Origin of the sequence: Saccharothrix variisporea (assembly GCF_003634995.1) — a bacterium.
Classification (GTDB): Bacteria; Actinomycetota; Actinomycetes; order Mycobacteriales; family Pseudonocardiaceae; genus Actinosynnema; species Actinosynnema variisporeum.
Genome location: NZ_RBXR01000001.1, coordinates 99,146 through 125,199 on the forward strand (window position 1 = coordinate 99,146; position 26,054 = coordinate 125,199).

23 protein-coding genes and 2 pseudogenes are annotated in these 26,054 nt (G+C 73.8%); 6 read left to right on the top strand and 19 right to left on the bottom strand.

Going from position 1 to position 26,054, the window contains the following annotated elements:
• Window positions 1–50: 50 nt before the first annotated feature.
• The 12 genes and pseudogenes from DFJ66_RS00325 to DFJ66_RS00370 form a co-directional block, all read right to left on the bottom strand.
• A complete protein-coding gene (locus DFJ66_RS00325; protein ID WP_121216818.1) occupies window positions 51–1,640 on the bottom strand; it encodes a tannase/feruloyl esterase family alpha/beta hydrolase in 1,590 nt (529 codons plus the stop codon).
• A 91-nt stretch (window positions 1,641–1,731) separates the two neighbouring features.
• The gene (locus DFJ66_RS00330) at window positions 1,732–2,472 is read right to left on the bottom strand and encodes a CPBP family intramembrane glutamic endopeptidase (protein WP_246029491.1); all 741 of its coding nucleotides are present in this window, start codon (window positions 2,470–2,472) and stop codon (window positions 1,732–1,734) included.
• An 88-nt stretch (window positions 2,473–2,560) separates the two neighbouring features.
• On the bottom strand, window positions 2,561–3,886 hold the full coding sequence (locus tag DFJ66_RS45370; RefSeq protein ID WP_425471107.1) for a helix-turn-helix transcriptional regulator: 1,326 nt from the start codon (window positions 3,884–3,886) through the stop codon (window positions 2,561–2,563).
• Window positions 3,887–3,997: 111 nt separating this feature from the next.
• Window positions 3,998–4,834, bottom strand: a pseudogene (locus tag DFJ66_RS45375) (tetratricopeptide repeat protein); the annotation flags it as partial.
• An 87-nt stretch (window positions 4,835–4,921) separates the two neighbouring features.
• A pseudogene (locus tag DFJ66_RS45380) lies at window positions 4,922–5,425 on the bottom strand (ATP-binding protein); the annotation flags it as partial.
• Complete coding sequence (locus DFJ66_RS00340) at window positions 5,422–6,051, bottom strand: MBL fold metallo-hydrolase (RefSeq protein ID WP_121216822.1); 630 nt, start codon at window positions 6,049–6,051, stop codon at window positions 5,422–5,424. The gene DFJ66_RS00340 and the pseudogene DFJ66_RS45380, both read right to left, overlap by 4 nt.
• A 258-nt stretch (window positions 6,052–6,309) precedes the next feature.
• On the bottom strand, window positions 6,310–6,942 hold the full coding sequence (locus DFJ66_RS00345) for a DUF1062 domain-containing protein (RefSeq protein WP_121216824.1): 633 nt from the start codon (window positions 6,940–6,942) through the stop codon (window positions 6,310–6,312).
• Window positions 6,943–7,217: 275 nt separating this feature from the next.
• Window positions 7,218–7,445, bottom strand: coding sequence for a hypothetical protein (locus DFJ66_RS00350; protein ID WP_121216826.1), 228 nt, complete (start codon window positions 7,443–7,445; stop codon window positions 7,218–7,220).
• A 28-nt stretch (window positions 7,446–7,473) separates the two neighbouring features.
• Entirely contained in the window at window positions 7,474–7,884 is a 411-nt protein-coding gene (locus tag DFJ66_RS00355; RefSeq protein ID WP_121216828.1) for an arsenate-mycothiol transferase ArsC, read from the bottom strand.
• Complete coding sequence (locus DFJ66_RS00360) at window positions 7,881–8,606, bottom strand: aquaporin (protein WP_121216830.1); 726 nt, start codon at window positions 8,604–8,606, stop codon at window positions 7,881–7,883. The genes DFJ66_RS00355 and DFJ66_RS00360 overlap by 4 nt, the downstream gene beginning before the upstream one ends.
• Window positions 8,606–9,295 carry an arsenate reductase/protein-tyrosine-phosphatase family protein gene (locus DFJ66_RS00365; protein WP_121216832.1) on the bottom strand — a complete coding sequence of 230 codons (690 nt, stop codon included), beginning with the start codon at window positions 9,293–9,295 and terminating at the stop codon, window positions 8,606–8,608. Before DFJ66_RS00365 ends, DFJ66_RS00360 begins: the two co-directional genes overlap by 1 nt.
• Window positions 9,296–9,328: 33 nt before the next feature.
• On the bottom strand, window positions 9,329–9,829 hold the full coding sequence (locus DFJ66_RS00370) for a DUF2306 domain-containing protein (protein ID WP_121216834.1): 501 nt from the start codon (window positions 9,827–9,829) through the stop codon (window positions 9,329–9,331).
• Window positions 9,830–9,972: 143 nt separating this feature from the next.
• On the opposite strand from DFJ66_RS00370, the gene DFJ66_RS00375 reads away from it, so the two are divergent.
• The 3 genes from DFJ66_RS00375 to DFJ66_RS00385 all read left to right on the top strand — a co-directional run bounded on the left by DFJ66_RS00375 (window position 9,973) and on the right by DFJ66_RS00385 (window position 12,420).
• A complete protein-coding gene (locus tag DFJ66_RS00375; RefSeq protein WP_121216836.1) occupies window positions 9,973–11,388 on the top strand; it encodes an MFS transporter in 1,416 nt (471 codons plus the stop codon).
• 85 nt (window positions 11,389–11,473) lie between these two features.
• Complete coding sequence (locus DFJ66_RS00380; protein ID WP_121216838.1) at window positions 11,474–11,692, top strand: heavy-metal-associated domain-containing protein; 219 nt, start codon at window positions 11,474–11,476, stop codon at window positions 11,690–11,692.
• 173 nt (window positions 11,693–11,865) lie between these two features.
• Entirely contained in the window at window positions 11,866–12,420 is a 555-nt protein-coding gene (locus tag DFJ66_RS00385) for a DUF4396 domain-containing protein (protein ID WP_121216840.1), read from the top strand.
• Between the two features lie 21 nt (window positions 12,421–12,441).
• Here DFJ66_RS00385 and DFJ66_RS00390 read toward each other — a convergent pair whose 3' ends face one another.
• The gene (locus tag DFJ66_RS00390) at window positions 12,442–17,589 is read right to left on the bottom strand and encodes a CHAT domain-containing protein (RefSeq protein ID WP_121216842.1); all 5,148 of its coding nucleotides are present in this window, start codon (window positions 17,587–17,589) and stop codon (window positions 12,442–12,444) included.
• Window positions 17,590–17,691: 102 nt separating this feature from the next.
• Between DFJ66_RS00390 and DFJ66_RS00395 the strand changes: the two genes are divergently transcribed.
• Both DFJ66_RS00395 and DFJ66_RS43865 read left to right on the top strand, forming a co-directional pair.
• A complete protein-coding gene (locus DFJ66_RS00395; RefSeq protein WP_121216844.1) occupies window positions 17,692–18,342 on the top strand; it encodes a hypothetical protein in 651 nt (216 codons plus the stop codon).
• A gap of 86 nt (window positions 18,343–18,428) precedes the next feature.
• Entirely contained in the window at window positions 18,429–19,754 is a 1,326-nt protein-coding gene (locus tag DFJ66_RS43865; RefSeq protein ID WP_281276692.1) for a toll/interleukin-1 receptor domain-containing protein, read from the top strand.
• Here the strand turns inward: DFJ66_RS43865 and DFJ66_RS00405 are convergent.
• The 6 genes from DFJ66_RS00405 to DFJ66_RS00430 form a co-directional block, all read right to left on the bottom strand.
• A complete protein-coding gene (locus tag DFJ66_RS00405) occupies window positions 19,751–20,998 on the bottom strand; it encodes a protein kinase family protein (protein WP_121216848.1) in 1,248 nt (415 codons plus the stop codon). The two genes, DFJ66_RS43865 and DFJ66_RS00405, sit on opposite strands and share 4 nt — an antisense overlap.
• Window positions 20,998–21,771 carry a hypothetical protein gene (locus DFJ66_RS00410; RefSeq protein WP_121216850.1) on the bottom strand — a complete coding sequence of 258 codons (774 nt, stop codon included), beginning with the start codon at window positions 21,769–21,771 and terminating at the stop codon, window positions 20,998–21,000. Before DFJ66_RS00410 ends, DFJ66_RS00405 begins: the two co-directional genes overlap by 1 nt.
• A gap of 4 nt (window positions 21,772–21,775) precedes the next feature.
• Window positions 21,776–22,645, bottom strand: a complete 870-nt coding sequence (locus tag DFJ66_RS00415) for a VWA domain-containing protein (RefSeq protein ID WP_121216852.1) — start codon at window positions 22,643–22,645, stop codon at window positions 21,776–21,778.
• Complete coding sequence (locus DFJ66_RS43270; protein ID WP_211350905.1) at window positions 22,642–23,229, bottom strand: Rcat domain-containing protein; 588 nt, start codon at window positions 23,227–23,229, stop codon at window positions 22,642–22,644. The genes DFJ66_RS00415 and DFJ66_RS43270 overlap by 4 nt, the downstream gene beginning before the upstream one ends.
• A complete protein-coding gene (locus tag DFJ66_RS00425) occupies window positions 23,226–23,648 on the bottom strand; it encodes a hypothetical protein (protein ID WP_147459132.1) in 423 nt (140 codons plus the stop codon). Before DFJ66_RS00425 ends, DFJ66_RS43270 begins: the two co-directional genes overlap by 4 nt.
• A gap of 96 nt (window positions 23,649–23,744) precedes the next feature.
• Complete coding sequence (locus DFJ66_RS00430; protein WP_121216856.1) at window positions 23,745–24,341, bottom strand: TetR/AcrR family transcriptional regulator; 597 nt, start codon at window positions 24,339–24,341, stop codon at window positions 23,745–23,747.
• A gap of 49 nt (window positions 24,342–24,390) precedes the next feature.
• Between DFJ66_RS00430 and DFJ66_RS00435 the strand changes: the two genes are divergently transcribed.
• Window positions 24,391–25,881, top strand: coding sequence for an FAD-dependent monooxygenase (locus tag DFJ66_RS00435; RefSeq protein ID WP_121216858.1), 1,491 nt, complete (start codon window positions 24,391–24,393; stop codon window positions 25,879–25,881).
• Window positions 25,882–26,054 lie beyond the last annotated feature (173 nt).

Consider the following 26,054-nt stretch of genomic DNA (forward strand, 5'->3'; position numbering starts at 1 on the left):
ACGCGGGCGGGACCGTGGGTCTGCTGGGGGACCGACGTCGACCGCTGGGGTCAGCGCCAGGTGCAGCGGTAGTTCGCCGCGACCGCCGGGTCGCCGTGCCCGGTGTACCGGGAGACCCGCGGGTACGCGCACAGGTCACGGGTCCGGCTGCCGTCCGCCGTCGCCGCGGGCAGGGTCGCCGGGGCCTTGCCCCGCTCCACCCAGTCCACCAGCGCGCCCAACGGGTTCGTCGGCACCGCGCCCTTGCCGCCGCCGCAGTGCTCCACGCCCGGAGCGAGGAACAGGCGGTAGAACTCGTTCACCCGCTGCGCGCCGCCCATCCGCCGCTCGACCCGGTCGCGGTAGGCCAGCGTGCCGCCCGGCGGGATCAGCTGGTCGTCGCTGCCCACGAAGGTGATCAGCTTGCCGCCGGCGCGGCGGAACGCGGACAGGTCCGGGTCGGCGGTGCCGATGGTCCGGTCGTACTCGCGCACGGACTGGGCGAACAGCTCGGCGTACCGCTCGTAGGTGATGGTGGTGGTGTCGAAACCGGGCTGCTTGGCCAGGAACGTCCGCACCCAGGCGGTCGCGACCGGGAAACCGGGCGCGGAGGGCGTGCCGTTCGCGTCCACCGTCGTCCCGGCCAGCCACGTGAAGTCCGCGCCCTTGGGGAGCCCCGGCCACAGCCGCGTGCCGTTCGGGTCGGTCGGCCCGGCCCAGACCTTGCGCACGACCTCCGCGTCCTGAGCGGTCACGGTGACCTCCTGGCCGTCGCAGACCACCTTGGTGCCGACCAGGGTGCGCGGTTCGAAGTCGCACCGGTCGGGCTGGTCGATGATCCCGTCCACCCCGCCGTCACGCGGGTCGCAGGCCTCGATCGCGGCCTTGCGGAACGCGGTCAGGACGCAGGTGCTCGGGAAGTGCCGGTCGTTGTACATCACGGTCTGCGGCCACAGGGTGGCCACGGCGAACCGCGTCCAGTCCACGGCCGGGGCGTTGGCGAGGATGCCGTCGAAGTCCTCGGGGTGGCGCTGGGCCTCGGCGTAGCCCTGGCGCCCGCCGGTCGAGCAGCCGTTCCAGTACGAGTACGTCACCGGTCGGCCGTAGAACGCCCGCGTCACCGCCTTGCCGACCACGGCCGACTCGTGCACCGAGCGGGTGGCGAAGTTGGTGAGCAGGGTCTGGTTGATCGTGCCGTCGGAGTTGAGCGCCCAGGTGGTGTCGAGGAAGGTCAGGGGCACCCCGGCGTCGGTGGTGACCCCTGCGTACCCGTCCTTGACCGCCTGCACCAGCGGCGCGCCGAAGTCACCCGCGGTGTAGGCGCTGCCACCCACGGCTTGCAGCCGCCCGGTCCACCCGGTCGCCGGCAGGGCCACCGCCACCTTGACGTGGTCGGTGCCGTCGTGGGTGAGCGTGACCGTGATCTCGCAGTACGGCGGCACGTCCGTGATCGGCGCGGGAGCGGAGAACGGCGTGGCGGGGAACGTGACGGTCCCGCCGGGCCGCTGCTCGGCCCGCACCGACTCGATCCGCGCGCCCGCCGGGGCGGACACGGGAACCGGCGCGCACCCGGTCGTGGCGGGCTCGGGCTCGGCGGAGGCCGCCGGCACCAGCGGTACCAGCGCGACCAGCGCCGCGGCGAGTTTCGTCCAGAGTCTCATCGAATTCCTCAGTGGTTCTCGGGTTTTCGACCCGGACCCTAAGGACGTCGTGAGGTGCCCCGCGTGCGTCGGATGACGTCGTGCGTGTACGTCACGCCGGCGTTCCGGTCGTCAGGAGCAGCAGACCCAGGGCCGGCAGGAAGTTGTTGGCCTGGTGCGCAACGACGCTCGCGAGCAGGTTCCCGGTGATCAGGCGCGCGAACCCCACGGGCAGCGACACCACGAGCAGCAGCGGGGTGCGCAGCAGTTCCATGTGCGCCACCGCGAACACGACGGACGTCGTCCCGAAGACGACCCACCGGTTCCACCCCCACTGCTCCAGCGCCCGCCACAGCACGCCCCGGAACAGCACTTCCTCGCCCAGCGGGGCCACCAGCCAGACGGCGAGGAACATCACGACGGCGGCGGGCGCGGCGAGGTGCCGCCCCTCGAACGCCTCACCCACGGCCGAGCTCGCGTCCTCGCCGACCAGCGACGTCCACACCGTGGCGGCCGGGATCGTGACCAGCAACCCGCCGACCCCGACCAGCAGCCCGATCCCGAAGTCCTTCCCGCTCCACCGCCACGCCAGCGTCCGCCCGACCCGCCCCTGCCGCGCCCCGGACCCGACCAGCGCGGCCCCCGCCAGCCCCACCAGCGCCGCGACGGCGGTCGGCACGACGAGCACGACCAGCAGGGTGCCGACCGGGATTCGGTCGTCCCCGGCCCCCGACACCACCAGCACCCCCACCGACACGGCGAACCACACCAGCTCGGCCACGAGGAACACGGCCAGCAGCCGCCACCCACTCCGCGCCCCGCTCACGGGCGGATCGACACGCGTCCCCTCCACACCGGCCCCCTCCGCTGTCATGCCCTCCTGAACCATCATCGCGACCTCGACGCCCCGGCGCACGGCGCGTGCTACCCCGGGGCGCGTGCTACGTCAGGGCGCGGGCGAGTTCGCGGCGGCCGTTGATGCCGAGTTTGGTGTAGATGCGACCCAGGTGGTTCTCCACGGTTTTCGGCGTGACGAACAGTTCCTGGGCGATCTCGCGGTTCGCGCGGCCCGTGACCGCCAGGTCCGCCACGCGGCGTTCGCTCGCGGTCAGGGCTTCGACGCCGGCGGACACCGGTTTGCGCGGGCGGTCGCCGAGGGCTTCCAGGGCGGCTGCCGCGCGCGTGCGCAGGGCGGTGGAGCCGCAGTCGGTGGCCAGGTCCGCGGCGCGGTGCAGGGGGTCGCGGGCCTCGGTGCGGCGGCCGGCCACGCGCAGGGCCTCGCCCAGGTCCACCAGGGCGCGGGCCAGGTGCAGGCGGGCCGGGGAGCGGTCCAGGACCGTCGTGGACTCGGTGAGCAGGTCCAGGCGGTTGTCCGGGTCGGCGTGGGCCAGGACCCGCAGTGCCGCGCCGACCTCGGTCGGGGTGTTCCACTTCCGGGCCACGGCGAGGAGTTCGTCGGCCAGGGCGCGGGCCTCGCGGTGCTCGCCGAGTAGCAGCAGGGCCCGGACGGCGGGCGCCCGCCAGGAGATCGTAGGCGGGTCGACGCCGACCGCGTGCAGCCGGTCGCGTTGGGCGAACGCCTCCGCGCGGGCCAGGTCCGGGTTGCCGCGGGCCAGGGCGACGGCGGCGCGCGGCTCGTGCAGCCAGATCGTGGGGATCACGCTGGGCACGTCGGAGTGCTCGGCCGCGAACCGGTCGAGCAGGCCCGCGGCACCGTCGACGTCACCGCGTTCCAGCGCGCCGTACGCGCCGAAGTGGGTCGCGGTGGCGCGCGACGCGATCACGTGCGCCACGGGGTCTTCCTGCGACAGCGCCGCCAGCACGCCCTCGGCCTCCGCCTCGACGAACGCCACGTCGCCCAGCTGCCAGTGCAGGAAGATCGCCGGGTTGCAGACCATCGCGAACTCGACCGGCGAACCGTGCCGGTGCACCCGCTTCTTGGCCCGGTCGATCTCCTGGCGGGCGTCCTCGACGCCGTCCGCGGAGATCAGCGCGACCAGCGCCACCACCCACGCCACCAGGGCCTCGGCGCTGCCGGTGCAGTCCTCGAAGTACGCGCCGCCGGCCAGCGCGCGCCGGGCCGTGGCGGCGACCTCCTCGGCCGGCCACACCTCGTAGCGGCCGGTTTGGGCGAGCAGCCCGAGCAGGGTGCGCTCGTCGGGGGTGACGCCGGGCAGGTCGGCGTAGCCGCGCAGGTGCGCGGAAGCCTCCTGCCGCCGTTCGGGCAGGAACGACCGGATGACCGCCAGCCGCGCCTCCAGGTGCATCCGGCCCGCCTCCCGGGCACCGGCCGGGCGGCCTGCGATCGCCCGGGTCAGCTCGTCGATCGCGGCCTGCGGACCGTCGACGACCGCGGTGGCCGACGCGGCGGCGGCGACCAGTTCGGCGTCGGGCAGCCCGTCCGCGGCGGCCCGCAGCTGGACCCGCGCCTCACGGGCGTTGCCGGTGCGCATCAGGGCCCGGCCCCACTCGGCGCGCAACGCGGCGTCGTCCGGGCGTTCCCCGACCGCGCGCTCCAGGTAGGCGGCGGCGGTGGCGCCGTCCCCGGCGGCCAGCAACGCCATCGCCGCCTGCCGCAGCACGTCCACGGCGTCGGGCAGGGTGCCGCGCGGCGCGTGCATCAGGTGCGCGGCGATCCGGTCCGCCGGCGCCCGCACCGCGCTGAGCTCGGCGGCGGCACGGGCGTGCAGCGCGGCACGCGACATCGGCCCCAGGTCCGCCAGGACCGCCTCGCGCACCACCGGGTGCAGGAACGTGAAGTGCTCGGCGTCGTCGGCGAAGACGTGCGCGGCGACCAGCGCCTGCGCCGCCGCCGGCAGGTCGGCCACGGGCACGTCCGCCACCGCCCCGGTCAGCCACGGGTTGCCGCCGGGACCCAGCACGGCGGCGGCCCGGGCGAGCCGGACGGCGTCGGCGGGCAGTCGGCCCAGGGTCGCCCGGAACACCGTGCTGGGGCCGAGACCGCCGATCTTCTCCGCCGTCGCGGCCTGGTCGAGCGGCAGGCCGAGGGTGTCCAGCTCGTCCAGCAGGACCGTGGCCAGGAACGGGTTCCCGCCACTGGCGTCGTGCAGCGCGGCGACCACCTCGGGCGCCGGCGACACACCTGCTCCCGAGAAGTCCGGTTCGGGCGGCACACCGCCGGCTCCCTCGGGCGGTGTCGTGCGGGCCGCGGCCAGTGCGGTCAGGGCCTCGCGGGTCAACGGGCGCGGCAGCATCCGCTCGGCGTGCCGCGAGTCGCTCAACTGGGCCAGCGGCCCGGAGTTCTCCGCTGGCGGCCGGGTCGCGACGACCAGCGCGATCGGCAGGTCCGAGATCCGCCGGGACAGGTAGGCCAGGAACTGCAACGACGGCAGGTCGGCCCAGTGCGCGTCGTCCACGGTGATCAGCAGCGGCCGGGTCGCGGACAGGTCGACCGCCACCCACCACAGCGAGTGCAGCGTGCGCGCGAGCTCGGCCTCGCTCGGGTCGGCGGCGGCCCCGTCGAGCGCGGCCAGCGCCGCACCGGCGGGTCCCGCCAGGATCGCGTCGCGCACTTCACCCTGGTAGCGGGCGATCGAGCGTTCCACCAACTGGCGCACCACACCCCACGGCATGGCGCTCTCCAACGCGTCGCCGATGGCTTGCAGGCGACCGAAACCCCGTTGTCCGGCCATCGCCCGGCAGTCCCGCACGAGCTGGGTCTTGCCGATGCCCGCCGTGCCCTCGACGACGACGATCCGGCCCTCGCCCCGGGTGGCGCTGTCCAGCGCGGCGGCGATCCGCGCCAGCTCCCGGTCCCGTTCGAGGGTGTGGTCCGCGCGGGTCATCCGACCAGGCGGCGCAGCCGGTCGGGGTCGCGCAGCGGTCTGCCGTGCCCGAACAGGACGAGCTTGGGCCGCAGGTCGGCGAGCCGGCGCATGGACTCGCGGTTCTGCTCGCGGTCCCAGGTCAGGAAGTCCGGCGGCCCGGAGACGCCCAGCAGCCGGAAGAACACGTCACCGCAGATCAGCACGCCGTCGTGGTCGCGCCACAGGGCGATGTGGCCGGGCGAGTGGCCGGGCACGTCCAGCACGGTGAACCCGGCGACCTCGTCGCCCTCCTTGAGCCCCTTGGTGACGGGGTGGGGGTCGGGCATCTTCATGTGCGACAGCAGCTTGGGCAACCGGCCGGGCGCGGTGGCCGGGGTCGCGGTCTCGATCGCCTGGATGTCGCGCTGCCCCGCCCACAGCGGCAGGTCGAACTCGTCGCACACGGCGTGGCTGGACCCGAAGTGGTCGGGGTGGGCGTGCGTGACGACGTGCGCGCTGAGCCGCTGACCGCGCAGCTGGCGCGAGATCCGGCGGCGCGCGGCGGGTGTGCCGGCGTCCACCAGCACGTCCTCGACCAGGTAGGCGTTGATCATGTGGGGCGGACGTCCCAGCAGTTGGAAGACACCCGGTGCCAGCGGTCGCATTCGCAAGATCGTACCGGCCCCGACCCGCCTGATCAGGGTCTGTTGGGGTTCGTTGTGTGCTCCACACGCGTGTCAGCGGTCCGCGGCCTTTCACGACCGCGGACCGCACTGCGCTGTCAGGTCGTCAGGAGCGGGACCGCGGCCACGGCCGCGGATCCGACCCACGCCACCGCCCGGTCCGCCCGGCCCACCTCAGGACCTCCGCCCGCGCGGCGGCCATCCGCGCCGCCGCCGACGTCCCCCGGACGATCGCCCACGTCATCCGCACGGTCGCACCTCCGGCTCCGCGTCGACCACGAAGAAGGTGAAGTCCTCGCGCACCTTCCCGTCCAGCGGCACCGGCAGCAGGACGCGCCCGGCGTCGACCAGGCCCTGAACCACCGCGCGACCCACCCCGAACCCGGCCGTGAGCAGCTTCCGCACCCGAACCGGCACCGGCAACTCGAACCGCACGACGACCTCCAGCGGCAACGGGCGCTCGGGGTCGAACTCGTGGAACGGCAGGTCGGTGCTCAACTCCCACGTGCCGCTCCAGTCGAGCCGGTACTTCGCCCGACCGGCCAGCCCGGCGTCCATCACCAGCTGCCGCACGATCCCGGGATCGTTGTCCTGGTACCGCACCAAGAGATCGTGGTCCAAGGCACCCACATGCGTGCGCTCGTGCACGGGCACCTTCGACGTCCGCCCGCACTGCTCACACCCGATCAACAACCAGACGTCGAGCAACTTGCCGCTGGCGTTGACCCGAACCTTCCCGGTCGCACGATGACGACCACCCCGACACGACACACACGCCCGAACGACGACCGGCAGCCCCAACTCCCGGACCACCCACAACGCCTTCCGATCAACCTCCGGCCGCTCGCCACCGACGAGCACACTGCTATTCATCAACAAGTTCCTGGGGGTCTGCACAGGGCACAAGGCCCTTCACGAATCCAGTGGCACACAGCCGCGCGCAACACAGACAGGCACGCCGGCCGACACGACGCCGTCAACCGGCATCGCAAGAAGGAAGCCCGCCGCCGTAGGTCGGCACGAGCTCCACACGGTGCGGCGGGACGACGATCCTGTCGTCATCCCGCACGATTGCCACTGGTCACAGGCCCATGGGCAGGATCTTGCTCAACCCCTGCTCGGCGGGGCAACCGATTTTCCGGGCCGCATTACCGCGGTGCGGGTGGGTCGCCGGGGGAGGGGGTTTCGGGGGAGCGTTGGGACTCGACCTGGATCTCGATGGTGGTCCGGTGGGCGATCGGGTCCCAGATCTCTTCGAACGGGGTCATCAGGGACTGGCCCGTGCCGGTGCGGCGGGCGCGTTTGGCGTACCACGCGAAGGCGGCCACGCACAGGGGGATGCTCGACAACGTGGCTATGGCCGCCAAGACGTTCATGCGTTCGACCGTACCCGCGGTCGCGGTGTCAGGTCTGGGGGTCGAGGAGTTCGGAGAGCAGGGTGCGCACGCGGCGGTCGATGTCGTCGCGGATCGGGCGGACGGCGTCGAGGCCCTGGCCGGCCGGGTCTTCCAGGTCCCAGTCGAGGTAGCGCTTTCCGGGGAAGACCGGGCACGTGTCGCCGCAGCCCATGGTGATGACCACGTCCGAGGCCTCGACGTCCTCGGTGGTGAGCTTGGACGGGACCTCTGCGGTGATGTCCAGGCCCAGTTCGGCCAGGGCCTCGGCGGCGGCCGGGTTGACCTTGTCGGCCGGGGCCGAGCCGGCGGAGCGGACCTTGACGCGGCCCAGGGCGTAGTGCTGGAGCAGGGCGGCGGCCATCTGGGAGCGGCCGGCGTTGTGGACGCAGACGAAGAGGACTTCGGGCTTGGTGGTCAACGGAGGTGCCCTTCGGGAGCGGGAGCGGGAGCGGGAGCGGGGGTGGGAGCGGGAGTGGGGGCGGGAGTGGGGTGGAGTAGGCGGAGCAGGAGGATTGCGGCGGGGACGGCGATCGTTTGGGTCACGACGTAGGCGGGGACGGACGCGGGGGCGATGCCGGCGAAGGTGTCGCTGAACGCGCGGCCGACCGTGATGGCCGGGTTGGCGAAGCTGGTGGAGCTGGTGAAGAAGTACGCCGCGCCGATGTACGCGCCGACCGCGGCCGGGGCCAGGGCGGCGCGGCCGGTGCGGGTCAGGGAGAAGATCACCAGCAGCAGGCCGACCGTGGCCACGACCTCGGACAGGGCGTGGGGAACGGTGGCGCGGTCGGTGGTGGCGATGCTGATCGGGGCCAGGTCGAACAGGGTGTTCGCGACGATCGCGCCGCTGGTGCAGCCCACGGTCTGGGCCAGCGCGTAGGCGGGGACCTCACGCCACGGCAGGCCGCCGAACGCGGCGTCCGCCAGCGACACGGCCGGGTTGAAGTGGCCGCCGCTGACCGGGCCGAAGACCAGGATGATCGCGTAGAGGCCTGCGGCGGTGGCGGCGGCGTTCTCCAGCAGTTGCAGGCCCGTGTCCTGCGGCGACAGGGTCTGCGCGGCGATGCCCGAGCCGATGACGAGCGCGGCGAGCAGGAGGCTGCCGAGGTACTCGGCCAGGAGCCGGTGGGGCAGGGGACGCATCAGGGCTCCACGGGTGTGCGCATGGCGGGGACGAGGCGGTCGACGCGGTCGGCCAGGTCGAGGTAGGCGTGGTCGAACGCCTCGCGGGTGGCGACCGCGGCCGGGTCGGGGACCGACCAGTGCAGGCGAGCGGTCGGGTCGCCGGGCAGTTCCTCGTGGGCGTTGTCGCACACGGCGACCACCAGGTCGTCGGGGCGCAGGACGTCGTCCAGCCGCCGGGTGCGGGCACGGGTCAGGGACAGGCCGTGCGCACGGGCCGTCTCGACCGCGAGCGGGTGGACGCGGTCGGCGGGGCGGGTGCCGGCGCTGGCGACCGGCACGCGGCTGCGGCGCTTCCACAGGGCGGCGGCGAGTTGGGAACGCGCGGAGTTGCGGCTGCACACGAACACCACCCGGGAGGCCTCCCGCCAGCCGGTGGGGGTGAGACCGGCCAGGGCGGGGGCGCGCAGGCGCAGGTAGGTGCGGCGGTGGTCGCCCTCGGAGCGGAACTTCGCCACGACCCCGGCCTGCTCCAGCAGCTTCACGTGGTGGGCGAGCAGGTTGCTGGGCAGCCTGAGGGCGCGGCCGAGCTCGCCGGGGGACGCGTCACCCAGCAGCAGGTGCTCGACCACGGCCAGCCTCGCCGGCTCGCCCAGTGCCGCGTGGACGCGGGACCGGGCGACCAGGTCGGGATTCCAGTCAGCAGTCATTGACTCAATGGTGCTTGACTGATGGTGGGCGGGTCAAGGTGTCCCGAAGTTGCGGCGCAGCGCGAGAACCAGCAGCGGCACGCCGACCGCAGTGGGCAACAGCCAGTAGGTGATGTGCGGAAGATCGCGCCACAGCGGCAAGTTTTCGCCGTTGTCGACGTAGAAACCGGTCAGCAGTCCTGTGTAGGCACCCGCCATGCACACCGCGTGCACGCGCAGTGCCCCCCGGCGACGAGCGACGAAACCGGCCACTGCCAGCGTGAACGTGACCGTGCCGATGGCCAGCAGGTGGGTGTTGTGCGGCCACCGCAGCACCGACAACACCACCAACGACCCGAACACCACCGCCACGGCCCACAAGAAGACCCGGCCGGCGCGCGGGTGCCATCCGGGTCGCTTGCGCAGCGCCGCCGCCACACCGCCCGCGAGCACGGCGGTGAGCCCGGCGGCCACGTGCACCGCCAGGACCGCGAGGAAGACCGGGTGGTCGTCCGGGATCGGGATGCCGCCGATCACCACCGGTGCCCGCAGCACCCGCCCAGTGTGCGCCTGCGACCACGGCGACCACCACCGGCCCGCGTCGTCGAAAGGCCGGGGCTGGCGTACCCCCATGGGGTATGTTACCGTCCTGCTCCGCAGATACCCCCTAGGGGTATAAACGAGAGAAAGGAACGGTCATGACTCCCGACCCGCGCCGCTGGTGGGCACTCGGTGTGCTCGCCGCGGCCCAGTTCATGGTCATCATGGACACCTCGATCATCGCCGTGGCCCTGCCGGACATGCAGGCCCAGCTCGGCTTCACGCCCAGTGGCCTGCAATGGGTGTTCAACGCCTACGCCGTCGCGCTGGGAGGCCTGCTCCTGCTCGGCGGCCGGCTGTCGGATCTGTGGGGCGCCCGCAGGGTCTTCGCGGCGGGCTGGGGCGTCCTCACGCTCGGATCGGTGATCGCCGCCGCGGCCGGTGACGCCGGCACCGAGGTCGTCGGACGCGCCGTCCAGGGTGTCGGCGCGGCACTGCTCGCACCGGCGGCGATGACGTTGCTGATGGTGTTGTTCGCGGGACAGCCCAAGGAACTGCCCAAGGCGCTGGCGTTCTACGGTGCCGCCGCGCCCGCCGGCGGCACGGCCGGGGTGTTCCTGGGCGGGGTGATCACCGAGTGGCTGACCTGGCCGTGGGTGTTCGTCCTCTACGTCCCGATCGGCCTGCTCACCCTCGCCCTGACCCCGAAGCTGCTGCCCGCCGTCCCCGGCCGTCCCGGCGGTCTGGACGTCGGCGGCGCGATCGCGGTGACCGGCGGCCTCGCGCTGGCCGTGTACGCGATCGTCCAGGCCCCCGAACGCGGCTGGACCTCGACGGCGACCCTCCTCCAGCTCGCCGGCGCGGCGGTGCTGCTGGTCGCCTTCGCCCTGCTCCAGCGCGCGGTGCGCAACCCGTTGATGCCGTTGAAGGTGTGGCGCACCCCGGACCTGGCCGCCGCCAACCTCGCGATGCTGCTGCTGGGCGCGGCGTGGATCCCGATGTGGTACTTCCTCAACCTCTACGTCCAGCAGGTGCTCGGGTTCGGCGCGTTCGCCAGTGGTGCGGCGCTGCTGCCGATGACCGCGCTGATGATGGTCCTGATGACGACCGTCACCGGTCGCCTGATCGGCCGCTTCGGCACCAAGCGGCTCATCGTCACCGGCCTGGCCGTGCTCGCCGCGGGCCTGGGCCTGCTGGCCACCGCGAACCCCGACGGCAGCTTCGCCGCGGACGTCCTGCCCGGGTCGCTGGTCTCGGCCATCGGCATGGCGCTGGTGTTCATCCCGGCCACCATGAGCGCCATCGGCGGGGTCGCCCCGGAGCAAGGCGGACTCGCCTCGGGCATCGTCAACACCACCTACCAGGTCGGATCGGCCCTCGGCCTGGCCGCCATGACCGCCATCGCCACCTCCCGGGGCGGCGACCGGCTCGGTGACGCCGTCGCGCTGACCGAGGGCTACTCGGCGGCGTTCGTCGCGGCGGCGGTGGTCGCGCTCGGCGGTGCGGGGCTGGCGGCGATCACCTTGCGCGGCAGCCGGACGAAGGACGAAGACCCGACCCCCGTGCGGGTCTAGTCACCCGCGCGCAATACGGCATGGGGGTATGCTAATCTCCGCATACCCCCACCGGGTATATCGAACCGAAAGGAACGGACAGCTCATGTCGAACACCAACGAGACCGGCCTCGACTTCGTCGTCCAGGGCATGACCTGCGGCGGGTGCGCGTCCAAGGTCACCGGCGCCGTGCAGGCCGTGGCGGGGGTCCAGGACGTGCGGGTGGACCTCGCGGGTGGCAGGCTCAGCGTGACCGGCCCGGTGGACGAGTCGGCGATCACCGCCGCCGTCGAGGGTGCGGGTTACGCCGTCGCGCGCGCCTGAACGCCCGATGTGCGCCGCCCCGGGCCGACCTGGTCCGGGGCGGCTACTACCACGCATAGTAACCTTGATCACGAGTGGTGTGGTTGACCGCACAAAGCGAGTATTCCTCGTGAACGGCGTGTTAACCTCCCTCCCGCGTACCCCCTAGGGGTATTGAACAATGGGGAGTTGAGATGCAGCACGAGCACCACGACCACGCACACGGCGCAGGTCACGAGGGGCACGAGCACCACGAACACCACGCCGGCCACCAGGAGCACTCGGCCCACGAGCACCACGGTCACGCGGGCGGTGCGTCCTGGGGCATGGCCGCCTCTGCGACGCTGCACTGCCTCACCGGCTGCGCCATCGGCGAGGTGCTCGGCATGATCATCGGCACCGCCCTCGGCTTCGGCAACCTGGGCACGATCGTGCTGGCCGTGGCACTGGCGTTCGTCTTCGGCTACGCGCTGACCATGCGCGGTGTGCTCAAGGCCGGCGTCGGGTTCCAGCAGGCCCTCAAGGTCGCGCTCGCCGCCGACACCGTGTCGATCATCGTGATGGAGATCATCGACAACACGGTGATGGTCGTGGTGCCCGGCGCGATGGAGGCGGGCCTGTCCAGCGCCCTGTTCTGGGGTGCGCTGGCGTTCTCGCTGGCGGTGGCGTTCGTGCTGACCGTGCCGGTGAACAAGTGGCTGATGGGCCGCGGCGCGGGCCACGCGGTCGTGCACGCGTACCACCACTGACGACCGCGGGCGGAGTGGAGCTCACTCGGGTGTCCACTCCGCCAGCTTCGTCCGCAGGTCCGACACCGCAGCCCCCAGCGCGTCCGTGGACGTCGGCAGGGCGTGCGCCACGAGTTCCACGTGGTCGAGCACCGATGCCCGGTCCCGTCGGCTCGACTGTGCGAACGCGGCGGAGTAGGCGGCGGCGATCCGGTCGACGTCCAGCGCGCCGTCCACCAGCGCCTGGGCGAAGTCCGCGTCGGCGGGCGTGACGCGGGACCAGAAGTCGGGGCGGCGCACGGACTCCGCCGCCTGTCGGGACTCCTCGACCAGCTTCTCCGCCTCGGCCCGGTCGAACGGCTGCTCGGGGTCGCGCTGGTGGGCCAGCCAGCCGAGCACGACCACGTTGAGCGCCGGGTAGTAGTACACCGTCCCGTACCGCTCGCGGTGCAGGGCGACGGCCTTGCGGTAGTGCTCACGGGCCTCCACCAGGGCGTTGGTCAGCGCCTTCCGCTTCCCCCGCGCCACGCACTGCGCACGCCGCCGCGCCACACCGCCCAGCAGCGCCCACCGCTCCGGCGTCTCGCGCATCTTCAACAGCAGCCCGGCGGACTTCTCCGCGTCGCCCAGCAGCGCGTCCGGTGACGGCAGCTCCGGGTTCGGCGTCCTGGTCAGCTCGACCGCCCACTTCGCCCGCACGTTCACCAGCTGCTCCACCGACCGCACCGACCCCGAGTCCGCCCAGTCCAGCTGAGCGGCCTCGTAGCACGCCACGGCCTGCTCGTAGAGCGCCAGTGACGCCCACACGTCACCGATCGCCGCGTTCTCCCCGCCGCCCAGCCACTCCGCGGGCACGTCGGCGACCAGCTCCCGCAACTCGGCGGCGATCGCCCCCACGACCGTGTCGGGCGCGTCGCCGGCCCGGTGCCGCAGGTCGGCCAGCGCGTCGCGGAACTCCCGGCGCGCCACCAGTTCCTCGCGGTGGTGCACGCCGTCGCCGGCGGGGTCGAGGCGGAACGCGGGCGGCCCGTAGACCTGGTACGCGCCCCAGGTGTTCGTGGCGCGGTGCCGGTCGTGCACGACCCGCCGCGCGGTGAGGGCGGCGGCTCCGAGGTCGCTGCCGCTCAGCAGTCCACTGTAGAACGTCGTGGCGAACTCGTGCGCCGCCTCGTCGTCCACCGCCCACCCCGCCGCGACGACCGCGCGCACCCCGTTCTCCACCAGCTGCCGCGAGATGCTGGAGGCCAGCAGGTCCGCGCGCTGTTCGTCGGCGGGTTGCCGCCGCATCGCGCCGAGGTGGCAGCAGTTGAGGAACACCACGTCCGGGGTGGTGCGCATCTTCGCGATCTCCAGCGCGCCCAGGTGGATGTCCGGGCCGATGACCACCCCGCTGCGGGACGGGTCGGTCGGGTCGTACCGGCCGTGCCCGGCGATGTGCACGATCCGGTACTCCTGCCGGAACAAGGCGTTGAGGATCGGCACGACGTCCTCGCGGTCGTCGTCGCGCGCGATGATCGCCGTGACGTCGTACCCGCGGCTCTTCAACAGCTTCTCCACCCGCCGCGCCTCCTCGCGTGCGGCGGGCAGGCGGGGCAGCCCCGTCCCCGCCGGGTCGCCGATGACCAGCGCGGCGTGCCCGGAGGACGGCCGGGTGGCCTCGGCGAACGACCGCGTCTCCAACCGGCGGATCACGCCGACCTCCACGGCCAGCGGTTCCACGTCCTGGTCGTGCGTGCGGCTGGCCAGCATCTCCAGCGGCAGCGAGCCCGCCTGCTCGTCCACCACCAGCAGCAGGTTCTCGCTCCCGTAGCCCTGCCCCTTCAACGCGTTGGGCACGAGCAGTTCGTAGAGGGTGTTGTAGAGCTGCTCGTCCGGCTGGTGGTCGGCGATGGCCTCGGCGACCAGCGCGTCCAGCAGCTTGCGCTGCGCGGAGTTCACCCGCTGCTCGGCGCGCGCGGACCGGCCGATGCTGGTGAACGACAACGCGCCCAGCCGGTCGCCCCGGTCCGAACCCTCGGCGACGATGCGGACCGTCCGCCACACGCCCTCGCGGTAGGGCGCGGGCGCGCCGGGCTTGCCGTCGACGCCGTCGAGCAGCCGCCGTTCCACGACCACCTCGCCGCTGTCGGAGTCGAGGGTCTGCGCGAGCCGCACCGCCGCCTTCGTGGCCTGGATCGCGCGTTCCTCGTACAGCTCCACGATCTTCAGCTCGTCGAAGCGCACCGGCGACCGCAGGTCCTCCAGCCGCCGGTTGGCCTGCCGGACGCCGGCGATGATCGCGGTGACCGCGTTGTCGACCGGCATCGGCGGCACCAGCGCGGTCCCGATGAGCACCGCCGACACCGACACCGGCACCTCGGTCGCGCCGCGCGGCGCCCGGTCCTCGTGCCGCGCGGCGAGCTTGAGCGCGCCGCCGGTGACGCCCGCGATGAGCGCGCCGGGCGTGAGGTCGCCCGCGTCGCCCAGGCCGATCACCACGCCGCACGGCCCGTCGACCGCGCCGAACACCTCGCACGTGCCCAGCCGCCCGGGGTACTGCCGGAAGGCCACCCGGCGTTCGAGCGCACCGCCCAGGCACGCGTCCAGCGCCTGTTCCGCGCCGCTGATCGGCGTGCCGTCCTGGTGCCCGACCAGGACCGCGCCGCCGGCCCAGCGCAGGTCGCCGTGCACGACGCCGACCCGCAGCGCCTTGCGGCGGGCCGTCGAGCGCCGCCCGCCGCCCCACGCGGTGCGCACGAGGTGGTCGGCCGTGGGCAGCACCAGCAGGCCGCGGGCGTCGGCCAGCTCGCCGTCCACACCGGACCGCGCGGTCGGCGAGCGCAGCAACCGACCGGGCGTGCGGCCGGCCAGCAGGTCCAGCACGGCGGCGGCGGTGTCGGGGTCGGCCGGCAGGTCGGCGTGCGGCACCAGCGCGTACCACGTGACCGGGCCGGGTGCCGCGCCGCCGGGACGGCAGGTGAACCCGTCGCCGTCCGCGGACACGCGGAACACGTCGTCCCGCGAGCCGCACACCGTCCGCTCGGCGCTGCCGTAGACCGCCGTGATCCCGGTCCAACTCCCGGGCGTCAAGGCGGCACGCGCGTCGGCCGCGTCCGGGTCGAGCGCCCGCAGCAGCGGCCACGTCTCGAACCACGACCCGACGGTGGCGGCGTCCGCGCGGTGGTCCAGCAGCGCCACGGCGGCGGTGAACTCGTCCTTGCCGGCCAGCCGCGCCCGCACCAGCCAGCTGCCCTGCAACGGCGGGCCGAGCAGGACGGCACGGCCGCCCGCCGCGTGCCAGCGGTCGCCCACCGAGCGCAGGGCGGCGAGCAGCACCAGCGCGCCCGCGCCGTGCGCGACGACGTGCACCGGGCTGCCGGTGTCCAGCCGAACCGCCAGCTCCCCGGCCAGGTCGTCCAGGTCGCGGCGGGGGTCGAACGGCCACTCCGCCACCGCGTACCGGCTCGCCAGCGCGGAGGTCAGCAGCGCGTAGTTCGGCACGAGCCCGCCCGGCTCGCCGTCCCGGCCGCCGAGGACCTTGCCCGGCCCGTGCGCGACCAGCCGCGCCGGGTCCGGCCACAGCGGGGTGCCGCCGTGCACCAGCGTCGAGCCGAGCAGGTCGGGCACGACGAGCACCTCGCCGGACACCCTGTCCTCGCCGCGGCGCACCGGCCAATGGGGCGGCGGTGGCGTCTCGAAGGCCGCCGCGTCGTCGCCGGCGAGCCAGGTCTCCAGCGCCTGCCGGCTGTCCTCGTTGGCGAAGTAGCTGCCGTGGTTGACCCGAGCCCCCTGGAACGACGTGCACCGCGACCGCACCCGCGCGGCCCCGCCCGACATGGACGACGTGGGCACGACCAGGTCGTGGTCCTCGCCGTAGAACAGGTCCGCGCCCCGGACCAGCAGCTTGCTCAGCAGTCCGCGGCCCTGCGCGTCACCGGCGATCGCGCCGAGCCCGTCGTCCAGCGGCGGCGCGGCCAGCAGGGTCCGCAGGAACGGCGACTCGGGCATCTGCGCTTCCATCCCCGGCATCACCCGGGGGTCGATGCGCTGTTCCAGCACGGTCAGCAGGAACTTCTTGATCAACGCGGCGATCCCGGTCTCGCGCAGCACCGGCACCAGGTGGAAGACGTTGAACAGGAACGACGCCCACTTGTCGATGCGCCCGGACGCGAGGGTCGTGCCCATCGCCGGGCAGGCGACGCGGGCGAAGCGCTGCACCCGGACCTGACGGCCTTCCAGCGCCCGGCGCAGCCTCGGCAACGCGTCCACGTCGGGGTGGTCCACGCCTTCGTAGGCGGCCAGCACGGGCTCGTGCGTGGCGGCGTAGCTGAGCACTTCACCGACCAGCCCGCCGCGCGAGTGGGTGACCAGGTGCAGGGGCGCGTCGGGCAGGTGCGGGACGGCCAGCAGCGCGTTCTGGGCGGGGGTCAGGCCGAGGGTGGCGTGTTCGAGCGCGAGCACCCGGCCCTGGTAGCGCTCGACGATACGCGCCCACTCCGGGGTGCCGCGCAGCTTCCCGAACGCCGCCTCGGTGTGCGAGAACGTGCCGTGCACCAGCACCAGGTACGGATCGCTGCCCGACGCCGGCGGTGCCGTGAGGAGGTCGCCCGGCGCGAGGTGGAGGTCGACGCCGACCGAGTAGACGCCACGGGGTTTCGGCTTGCGCCGCCACACGTCCTCGGGCGCGTCGGCCCGCGTCGGCGCGTCGATGAAGTCGACCAGCTTGCGCACCGCGGCCTTGGCGGCGGCGTCCAGCGCCACCTCCGCGACCCGCCCGGCGATCACGCCCTGCGCCGAGTCCAGCACGCCCGACCGGGACAGCACGGGTCCCGTCGCCGCGTCGAGCTCGCGCACCGCCAGCCGCACGTCCTCGGGCAGCTTGGTCTTCACCCGCCGCACGGCGGCCAGCCGCGACCCGCCGTCACGGGTGCGCTCGTCGAGGAAGGCGGTGACGTCCCCGCGGCGACCGGCCTCGGCCCGGGATACCAGGGTCGCGGCGCGGTAGAAGTGCACCACGCCGTCGGTGTCCTCGACCTCGACCACGTCGTCGTCCTCACCGGACAGCGTGACGCTCTCGGTGTCACCGCGGCCGGTGCCGGCGACCTGGACCTCCCCGCGCACCGCGTACCCGACGTCGTCGCCGTACAGCTCCGCGAAGTCGTCGTCGGCCTGGTCGACTACGGGCCTGCCCCGGAGGGTGAAGTCGGTCATGGTGGCACCTGCCTCGTGGTGCGTCCGCCTCCTGTTGTACCTCGCCGCCCGCACCGGCCCCGTTACGACCCACGGCCGCCGGTCGTGGGCCATATTGGTGTCGTGGACACCGACGACCGGATCGCGCGCGTGGACGACGTCGCCGAGCTCGCCGCCGCGCTGGACCGGCTGGGCGTGCGCCGGGGACGGCCGGTGCTGGCGCTGGTGGGCGGGGCGGGCGGGATGAGCCCCGCCGAGTCCGAACGCGTCCGGGACCTGCTGCGCGAGCTGCTGCCGGCGCTGGCGGCCCGGGGCGCGGCCGTGGTGGACGGCGGCACCGACGTCGGGGTCATGCGCGTGATCGGCGACCTCGCCGACGGCCTGCCGCTCGTCGGCGTGGTGGCCGAGGGCGCGTTGGGCGACACGGCGCTGGAACCGCACCACGTGCACGTGTTCGTGCCGGGGGAGGCGTGGGGCGACGAGTCGCCGTGGCTGGCGAAGGCGGTGTCCGTGCTCGCGGACGGGTCGCCCTCGGTGACGTTGCTGGTCAACGGCGGCGACATCACCTACACCGACGCGGCGCACAGCATCGAGCACGGCCGGCCCGTCGTGGTGCTGGCCGACACCGGCCGCACCGCGGACGCGATCGCCGCGGCGGCCGGTGGTGTCTCGTCCGACCACCGGGCGGTGGCGATCGCCGGGTCGGGGCTGACCCGGGTGGTGACGGCCGAGGACTTCGTCGCCGTGGTCGAGTCCGCATTGGACCCGCGTTAGGCCATTCGGGTGCCTGCCCGCAACGCGCCCCCGCCCGGCGACGATTCCACGGGTAGGCGGGGAGGGGGTGAGCGGCCATCATCTTCATCAGCTACACCCGCAACGACGAACCGACCGTCCAGGCGCTGCGCGACGACCTGGAGCGGTTGCACTGGCCGGTGTGGATGGACCACGAGATCCACGGCGGCGAGCAGTGGTGGCGCGAGATCATCCAGACCATCCAGCGCACCCGGGTGTTCGTGTTCGCGCTGTCCGACGCGTCGTGGCGGTCGCGGCCGTGCCAGGACGAGCTGGACTACGCCAAGCGGCTGGGCATCCCGGTGCTGCCGGTGCAGGTCGGCGCGGTGCACAACACCCGCATCCCCATCATGGAGACGCAGGCGATCGACTACCGCGAACGCACGCCCGAGGCCGTGCTGGCGCTGGTCGCCTCGCTCGCCGACCTGGCGAGCCGCGAGGTCCGGTTGCCCGACCCACTGCCCGACCCGCCCACCGTGCCGTTCGAGTACCTGTACCGGATGGCCGAGCGGCTCGGGCCCAAACCGATCCCGGCGGACGACCAGGACGTCCTCATCGGCCAGTTCCGCAGCAAGCTGCGCAACGAGGACGACGCCGTCGCGCGGGCCGACATCGTCAAGCTGCTCAAGGAGTTGCGCGGGCGTCGGGAGCTGACCGTCGGCAACGCCGAGGAGATCGACTCGTTGTTGGAGACCGCGGAACCGCTCGTGGCCGCGGCGGCGGAGGACGGCGCGACCCGCCTGCCCCCGACCGACCACTGGCGCCAGGAGAAGGCCCAGCCCGAGGCGCGGAGCGGGGATCGGGCGGAGCCGGAAGCGAAGCCGGTTCCCCAACCCCGCCGGGAGACCCCACCCCCTCCCGTCACCCCACCGCCCCGCGCGAAGAAGCCCGACCCGCTGATCCCGACACCACCCAAGGCCGAGCCACCCCAGGCCGAGCCACCCGAGCCCGAACCGCCGAGATCGCAGCCCACCACCGGGTCTCCGGGGGAGGGCGCGCCGGCGTGGCTCCGCACCCTGGTCACCAACGGTCCGTCCACCCAGACGCCCGCGCCGGAACCTTCCACTCCCACCGCGCAGTGGTGGGGCGCGGCCAAGCCGGCGGAACCGCCGAAGCCGCAGCCAGTCCCCGAGTCGCCCAAAGGCCGCGGTTTCGCGTTCCCGAGCGCGGTGCTGGGCGCGACCGGCTTGCCGCTCCTGTTCCTGGGGGCGGCCCGGGAGGACAGGTCCGTCGCGCAGTCGGGTGCCGTGCTCCTGCTGGTCGTGGCCGCGCTGGGACTCTCGCTCGCCCTGGTTTCGGTGGCGCACAAGGAACCCCGGTCCCGCGCCGCGGCCATCATCGCCGCCGTGGGCCTCGCCGGCGCGGTCGTCTACGCCTTCTCCGGGGTCTTCTAACCGGACCGCCCACGCTTGATGAGCCCGACGATCAAGACGGACACGAAAGCGAGCGCGGCGATCATCGCGGCGAGCTCCTCGTCCCCGCCGCCCGCGACGAGCAGGATGTGGGACGACAGCCCGGCGACCAGGTACGCCAGCCCGGCCCACAGCAGGACAGCCCGGACGCTGGGCTTCTTGCGCACGGGCACGGGCGGCGGCGTCGCCTCCCACCAGTTCGCCCCCGGTTGCGGCGGCCGTGGCGGTGGCGGCACAGGAGCGGGCGGGATCATCCGGGGGATCTCCGGCCCGGGTGGTGGAACCTGGTGCGGGGCGGTCCCAACGACGACGGTCGGCGTGCGCTGCCACCACGGTGCCACCGAAGGTCCCAGCAGCTCCTCCAACGCCCCCGCCGCCACCCACCCGGGCCGGCAGCACGCCTTGAGCCGCTCCGCCAGTTCGTCCACCCACGGGTCGCCCAGGCTCGCCAGGTGCCGCCAGGTCGGCGTGTCGAAGGACCGGAAGTCCTGCTGGGTGAACAGGAGGTTGTCGTCGGTGTTGAGCGCCGCCCACGTCGGCCGGCGGGCCAGCGCCGACAGCGACAGGTAGATCAGCAGGCCGGGGAAGGTGTCCATCCAGCGGCCCCACGGCCGGTCCGGCGGCTGGTAGTTGTGGTGGCCGGTCTCGACCGGGGGCGCGTCGCCGGCCAGGGCCTCGATCCACGCGCAGTCGAAGTCCACCAGCCGCAGGGTGCCGCGCGCGTCCACGAGGACGTTGCCGTGCTGGAGGTCGCCGTGCGCGAAGTCGGCCCGCTGCATCCGGTGCACCAGGCCGCGCCACGACCGCGCCAGCTCGGTGAGCGCGGCGACGTCGTGGCGGGTGACCAGGTCGTCCACGTGCCGGTTGAGGGTGTGGCCCTCGACCCACGGCATCTCGACCACGGGCCAGGTGCGGCCGTTGACGCGGATGCCGTCGTCTATCCACCGGGGCAGCGCGACGGCGTCGGTGAGGCTGCGGGCGGTGAAGTGGCCGTGCAGGCAGTCGTACCGCCTGCTGTTGCTGACGTCCGCGCGGGTGAAGAACCGCAGCGCCCGCGGCTCGTCGCCCGCCATCGCCTTGAACACGACCGCGCTCGCGCCCGACGCGGGGGAGGGGATCTGGAAGACCGGGTGCACGACCAGTTCCAGCCGGCGCAGCTCCTCGGTGGTGAACGCGTCCGGCCGCTGCACCGCCTTCATGTAGTCGTCGAAACCCGGGTACCGCATCAGACGCACACCACCAGCTGGTCCGGCCGCCGCGCGGCGACGCTGATCCGCATGAGGGTGACGTCGTCGTTGGTCATCTCCCGCGCCGCGCGCCGGTCCTCGACCAGCTCGCGGAAGCGCTCCGGGTGGTCCAGGCCCGCCAGCGCCGACCACAGCGCCGGCCCGTCCTCCCGGACCGCCCAGTGCGCGAAGGCGTCCGTGGCCAGGTAGAGCAGGTCGCCGGCGGCGAGGTCGCCCTCGGCGAAATCCACCCGTCCCAGCGCGCCGGGGAGTGCCGTGGGCGCGGTCGGCACGCCCGCCGGGTTCGTGCCGAAGTCGTCCGCCGCGATGCTCGGGAACTGGGCGACGAGCCGGTGCCCCCGCACGTGGAACAGCACGGTGTCGCCCAGCGCGACCGCCCGCCAGCGCGGACGCGGACCGAGCTCGAGCTCGCAGCCCAGGAAGGTGGCCAGCGAGCCGACACTGTCCAGTTTGAACAGTTCCAGCCCGGACGCGCCGGACAGCACGGGGTCGTGCCGCCACGCGTCCTGCGCGCGCCGCGCCCACCCGAGCAGCGAGCGCTCGGTCAGCTCGACGTCCGCCGCGACGAACCCCTCGACCAGCCGCATCGCCCAGCGCGCCGAGCCGAAGCCCTCGGTGGCGCCGTCGGCCACCGCGAACCGGGGACCGCGCCCGGTCGCCGGGTCCTCCGGCGCGGCGGCGGCGCCGTCCTCCCACTCCCACGGGTCGTTGCCGTGCTTGGGAGCGGAGAAGACGACCTGCCAGGCGTGCACGGCGTCACCTCGACCGGTCCGGCACGCGGGTGCCGATCTGGAGCACGCGCAACAACGTCGAGCGCCCCACGTTGAACGCCAGGCCCCGCGCGCCCGGCCGCACGTCGTACCCGTCGGCGCGGGCGTTCTCGACCATCGTCGGCGGCAGCTCGCTGCTCAGCGCGAACAGCTCCGGGCCGGGCAGCGGCAGGCCGGCGGGCGTGTTCGGGAAGACGACCTCGTGGGCGTCGGTGGGGGACAGGAAGATGTTGAAGAACAGCGCGGGACCGTCCGAGGTCTCGATGGCGGTCAGCCGCTTCACCCAGTCCTGCAGGGTCGCCCCCTGGTACGGGCTGTCGGTGACCATGCCGTCGGTGATGTTGATGATGATCGGCGGGAACGAGTCCGGGTGCGCGGCGGCCCAGTCGAACACGTGCGCCCCGGCGACCTCGACCGCCTGGCACATGGGCGTGCGGTAGCCGTGCACCGGGTCCACCCACACCGGCATCTTCACGCTGACCGGCATGGCGTCGATGGACGGCTCGTCGCGCACCGCGAACGGGTTGGCCGCCAGCTCCGGCAGCGGCACCAGCCCGCGCCCGGCCAGCGCGCCGCCGAACGCGCTCTCCACGCCCTCGCCGCCGGGTCCGGTGATCCGGGCGCCGTAGCTGAACACCCCGACGTCGAAGTAGTGCCGGACCGGCGCGTTGACCTCGATGGTGGCCTTGACGCACATGTCGAGCAGGATGTTGTTGACCGCCAGCGCCGCACCCGCCGCAAGCGACCCGCCGGTCGCGCCCCACGGCAGTTTCATGGAATCGGACCGGTCCAGCAGGATGACGACGCAGCCGGGCGTCGCCCGCGACACCCACTGCCGGTACGTGCCTGTGCTCATCGGCGCTCCTCGTCGGCGGGGACGGCTCGGGTCAGGTTGTGCCGCACGACCGTGGCCGGCCACGCCGTGCCCGGCAGCCACTCCCACGTGGCGCGGCAGTCGGGGTTGCGGCAGGCGAACGCGCACGCGTGCCCGTCCCGCCGCACGTCCAGTTCGAAGCCGCCGCAGCGCGGGCACTGGGCGATCAGCGCCCGGTGTGCGTCGAAGTCCTTGAGCGGCACGGATTCCCGCCGCGCCGCCCCGGGTTTCGTGGTCGCGGCCGGCTTCCCGGTCTGCTGCCACCACTGCCCGTTCGCGCCCTGTTCGGGCGAGGGCGCCGGTGCGGGTGCTGGTGTTGGTGTTGGTACGGGTGCCGGTCGCGGTGGCGCTGGTGGTGGTTGCGCCGGGCTGCTCGGTGCCGGCTTTTCGCTGCTGCCCACCCACACCAGCGCGAGCGCGACCCCGAGCAGGCCGCTGACCACGGCGACGACCACCCGCTGCCAGAAGCCCAACTCGGTGACGAAGGCCGTGCCGATCCCGGCCCCCACCGCCGCGAGCACCACGGTCAACCACCGGACCACCTGGGCCATCACGCGCTCGGTCACCGCGAGTCCCTCCCGACCACGAACTCGATGGGGTCGGTGGTCTGGCCGACGGCCCGGCACCACGACCCCGCGGCGGTCCGCTGGGCGCCGGGTGCGGTCCAGTCCTCGGGCAGCGCCACGCACACCGTCAGTTGGCCGTTCGGCGGGGCGAGCACGATCGAGCCGTCCGCGCCGACCTCGAGAGTGCGGGTGGATGCGGCCTCGGTGACGCGCGCCGAGGTCCCCGCCAGGTCGGTCGCGGGGATCTTGTCGCCGCTGTTGTCCACCGTGACCAGGCGGATCGTCAGCGCGGGTGCGGTGGCGGGTTGCGGCGGCGCGGTCGAGGGGGTCATGGCGTAGCCGAGCGCCAGTGCGACGCCGAACGAGACCAGCAACGCGTACATCGGCGCCAGGAACTGGCTGCGCATCCACTCAGGCATCGCGGTTCACCGGCCACCTCCGCGCGGGCACTTACCCTTCAGTCGTCGGCGGCCCGCGATGTGTGTCTCCAGTCACAGCCGGTACCCCCGAATGGGCTAGCGCAGACCGGTGGCGAGCACGTCGAAGGCGTGCTCGACGGCGGCGACGTGGTCGGCGGTGACCCGGTCGACGTCCTCGCCGGCGAGCACGCGGGTGAAGCCCGCGGTGTAGGCGGCGCGCTGGGCGGCGAGGACGAGGGCGGCGGTGAGGGTCGGGTCGGGGGTGCCCGCCTCGGCGAGCAGGGTCGCCAGGTGGTCCTGCACCTCGTCGAACGCCTCCCGGGCGCGGGCGCGCAGGGCGGGGGAGCCGAGGAGGGTGCGCCAGAAGGCGGGGTAGCGGGCGTCGAAGCCGCCCAGGGGGTGGTGCTCGACGGCCAGGCGCACGAACAGCCGGCGCAGCGCGGCCACCGGGGTCTCGTCCGGCGCGCGGTCCCGCAGGGCGTCGGTGAGCAGGGCCTTCGCCTCCGGCACGCGGTCGAAGAAGATGTCCTCCTTGCGCGGGAAGTAGTTGAACACCGTCACCTTGGACACGCCCGCGGCGTCGGCCACCTCCGCGATGGTGACGTTGTCGAACCCGCGTGCCACGAACAGCGCGGTGCCCACGTCGGCGATGCGCTGGCGCGTCTCGGCCTTCTTCCGCTCCCTCAGGGACATGTGTTCGATCTTACTGGACTCATTTTTGAGTCGGGTATAACTTTGCGGCGTGGACTTCGACGTGATCATCTCCGGGGCCGGTCCGACCGGCCTCATGCTGGCGTGCGAGCTGGGACTGCGCGGTGTGCGGGTCGTCGTGCTCGAACGGCTGGCCGAGCCCGACCCGACGATCAAGGCCGGCTCGGTCACCGTCCCGACCGCCGAGGCGTTCGACCGGCGCGGCCTGCTGCCCCGCCTGGTCGACGCCCAGCGCGAGTCGTTCGAGCTGGCGCAACGCTTCCTGCCGGCGGGCGCGCCGCCCATGACGCCGCCGCCCAAGTTCGCGGGCCACTTCGGCGGCATCCGGCTCACCGCCGACCTGTTCGACGCGACCGACCCCGCCTTCGCCGACCGCGGCCCGGCCGGTGACGTCGGGTTCGTCTCGCAGCAGCAGGTCGAGGCGATCCTGGCCGAGCACGCCGCCGCGCTGGGCGTGCCGGTGCGGCGCGGGGTGGCGGTGACCGGCTTCGACGCCGACGACGCCGGCGTGACCGTGGGGACCGATCGGGGCGAGCTGCGGGCGGCGTGGCTGGTGGGCTGCGACGGCGGGCGCAGCACCGTGCGCAAGGTGGCCGGGTTCGACTTCCCGGGCACGCCGCCGGAGATCACCGGCCACCAGGCCGTGGTGGAGCTGCGCGGGGGTGAGCGGCTCGGGCGCGGCTGGCAGACCACGCCGACCGGCATCTACGCCCACGGCCCGGTGCCCGGCCGCGTCCTGACCGTCGAGTTCGACGGCCCGCCCGCCGACCGGGACGCCCCGATCACGGCGGAGGAGCTGGAGAAGAGCCTGCGCGCGGTGTCCGGGGTGGACGTCGAGGTCACCGCCGTGCACACCGCGACCCGCTTCACCGACAACGCCCGCCAGGCCACCACCTACCGGCTCGGCCGGGTCCTGCTGGCCGGCGACGCGGCGCACGTGCACTCGCCGTTCGGCGGGCAGGGCCTCAACCTGGGCATCGGCGACGCGGTCAACCTGGGCTGGAAGCTGGCCGCGACCGTGCACGGCCGGGCCCCGGACGGCCTGCTCGACACCTACACCGCCGAACGCCACCCGCTCGGCGCGTGGGTGCTGGACTGGACCCGCGCGCAGATCGCCCTCATGCGCCCCGACCCGCACGCGCGGGCGTTGCGCGGGGTCGTCGAGGACCTCATCGCCACCACGACCGGCACCACCCACTTCACCAAGATGATCTCCGGGGTCTGGCACCGCCTGGACCTGCCCGGCGACCACCCCCTGATCGGTCGCAGCGCACCGGACCTCGTGCTGTCCGACGGCTCCCGCCTGGCCGACCACCTCCACGACGGCCGCGGCCTGCTCCTCGACCTGGGCGGCGTGCGGTCCGGTGTGGACGTCCCCGACGACCGCGCGCGCCTTGTCACCGCCACCTGCCCGACCCACCCCGACCTGCCGGGCCTGCTCGTCCGCCCGGACGGGGTCGTGGCCTGGGCCGGCGGCGACGGCTTGGACACCGCCGTCACCACCTGGTTCGGCACCGCCTGAGCAGGGCGGGGCGTCCTGGCGCGGGCTCGGCGGGGGCTCGGCGCGGGCTCGGCGGGGGTGCGGCGGGGGCTCGGCGCGGGCTCGGCGGGGGCGCGGCGCGGGCTCGGCGGGGGCGCGGCGCGGGCTCGGCGGGGGCGCGGCGCGGGCTCGGCGGGGGCGCGGCGCGGGCTCGG

Excerpts from the sequence above, each read along its gene's own strand:
- DFJ66_RS00325 (WP_121216818.1), bottom strand. The coding sequence starts at position 1,640 with ATGAGACTCTGGACGAAACTCGCCGCGGCGCTGGTCGCGCTGGTACCG.
- DFJ66_RS45370 (WP_425471107.1), bottom strand. The coding sequence starts at position 3,886 with ATGCACCTGGAGGCGCGGCTGGCGGTCATCCGGTCGTTCCTGCCCGAA.
- DFJ66_RS00340 (WP_121216822.1), bottom strand. The coding sequence starts at position 6,051 with ATGCGACCGCTGGCACCGGGTGTCTTCCAACTGCTGGGACGTCCGCCC.
- DFJ66_RS00345 (WP_121216824.1), bottom strand. The coding sequence starts at position 6,942 with ATGAATAGCAGTGTGCTCGTCGGTGGCGAGCGGCCGGAGGTTGATCGG.
- DFJ66_RS00350 (WP_121216826.1), bottom strand. The coding sequence starts at position 7,445 with ATGAACGTCTTGGCGGCCATAGCCACGTTGTCGAGCATCCCCCTGTGC.
- DFJ66_RS00360 (WP_121216830.1), bottom strand. The coding sequence starts at position 8,606 with ATGCGTCCCCTGCCCCACCGGCTCCTGGCCGAGTACCTCGGCAGCCTC.
- DFJ66_RS00365 (WP_121216832.1), bottom strand. The coding sequence starts at position 9,295 with ATGACTGCTGACTGGAATCCCGACCTGGTCGCCCGGTCCCGCGTCCAC.
- DFJ66_RS00375 (WP_121216836.1), top strand. The coding sequence starts at position 9,973 with ATGACTCCCGACCCGCGCCGCTGGTGGGCACTCGGTGTGCTCGCCGCG.
- DFJ66_RS00380 (WP_121216838.1), top strand. The coding sequence starts at position 11,474 with ATGTCGAACACCAACGAGACCGGCCTCGACTTCGTCGTCCAGGGCATG.
- DFJ66_RS00385 (WP_121216840.1), top strand. The coding sequence starts at position 11,866 with ATGCAGCACGAGCACCACGACCACGCACACGGCGCAGGTCACGAGGGG.
- DFJ66_RS00390 (WP_121216842.1), bottom strand. The coding sequence starts at position 17,589 with ATGACCGACTTCACCCTCCGGGGCAGGCCCGTAGTCGACCAGGCCGAC.
- DFJ66_RS00405 (WP_121216848.1), bottom strand. The coding sequence starts at position 20,998 with ATGCGGTACCCGGGTTTCGACGACTACATGAAGGCGGTGCAGCGGCCG.
- DFJ66_RS00415 (WP_121216852.1), bottom strand. The coding sequence starts at position 22,645 with ATGAGCACAGGCACGTACCGGCAGTGGGTGTCGCGGGCGACGCCCGGC.
- DFJ66_RS00425 (WP_147459132.1), bottom strand. The coding sequence starts at position 23,648 with ATGCCTGAGTGGATGCGCAGCCAGTTCCTGGCGCCGATGTACGCGTTG.
- DFJ66_RS00430 (WP_121216856.1), bottom strand. The coding sequence starts at position 24,341 with ATGTCCCTGAGGGAGCGGAAGAAGGCCGAGACGCGCCAGCGCATCGCC.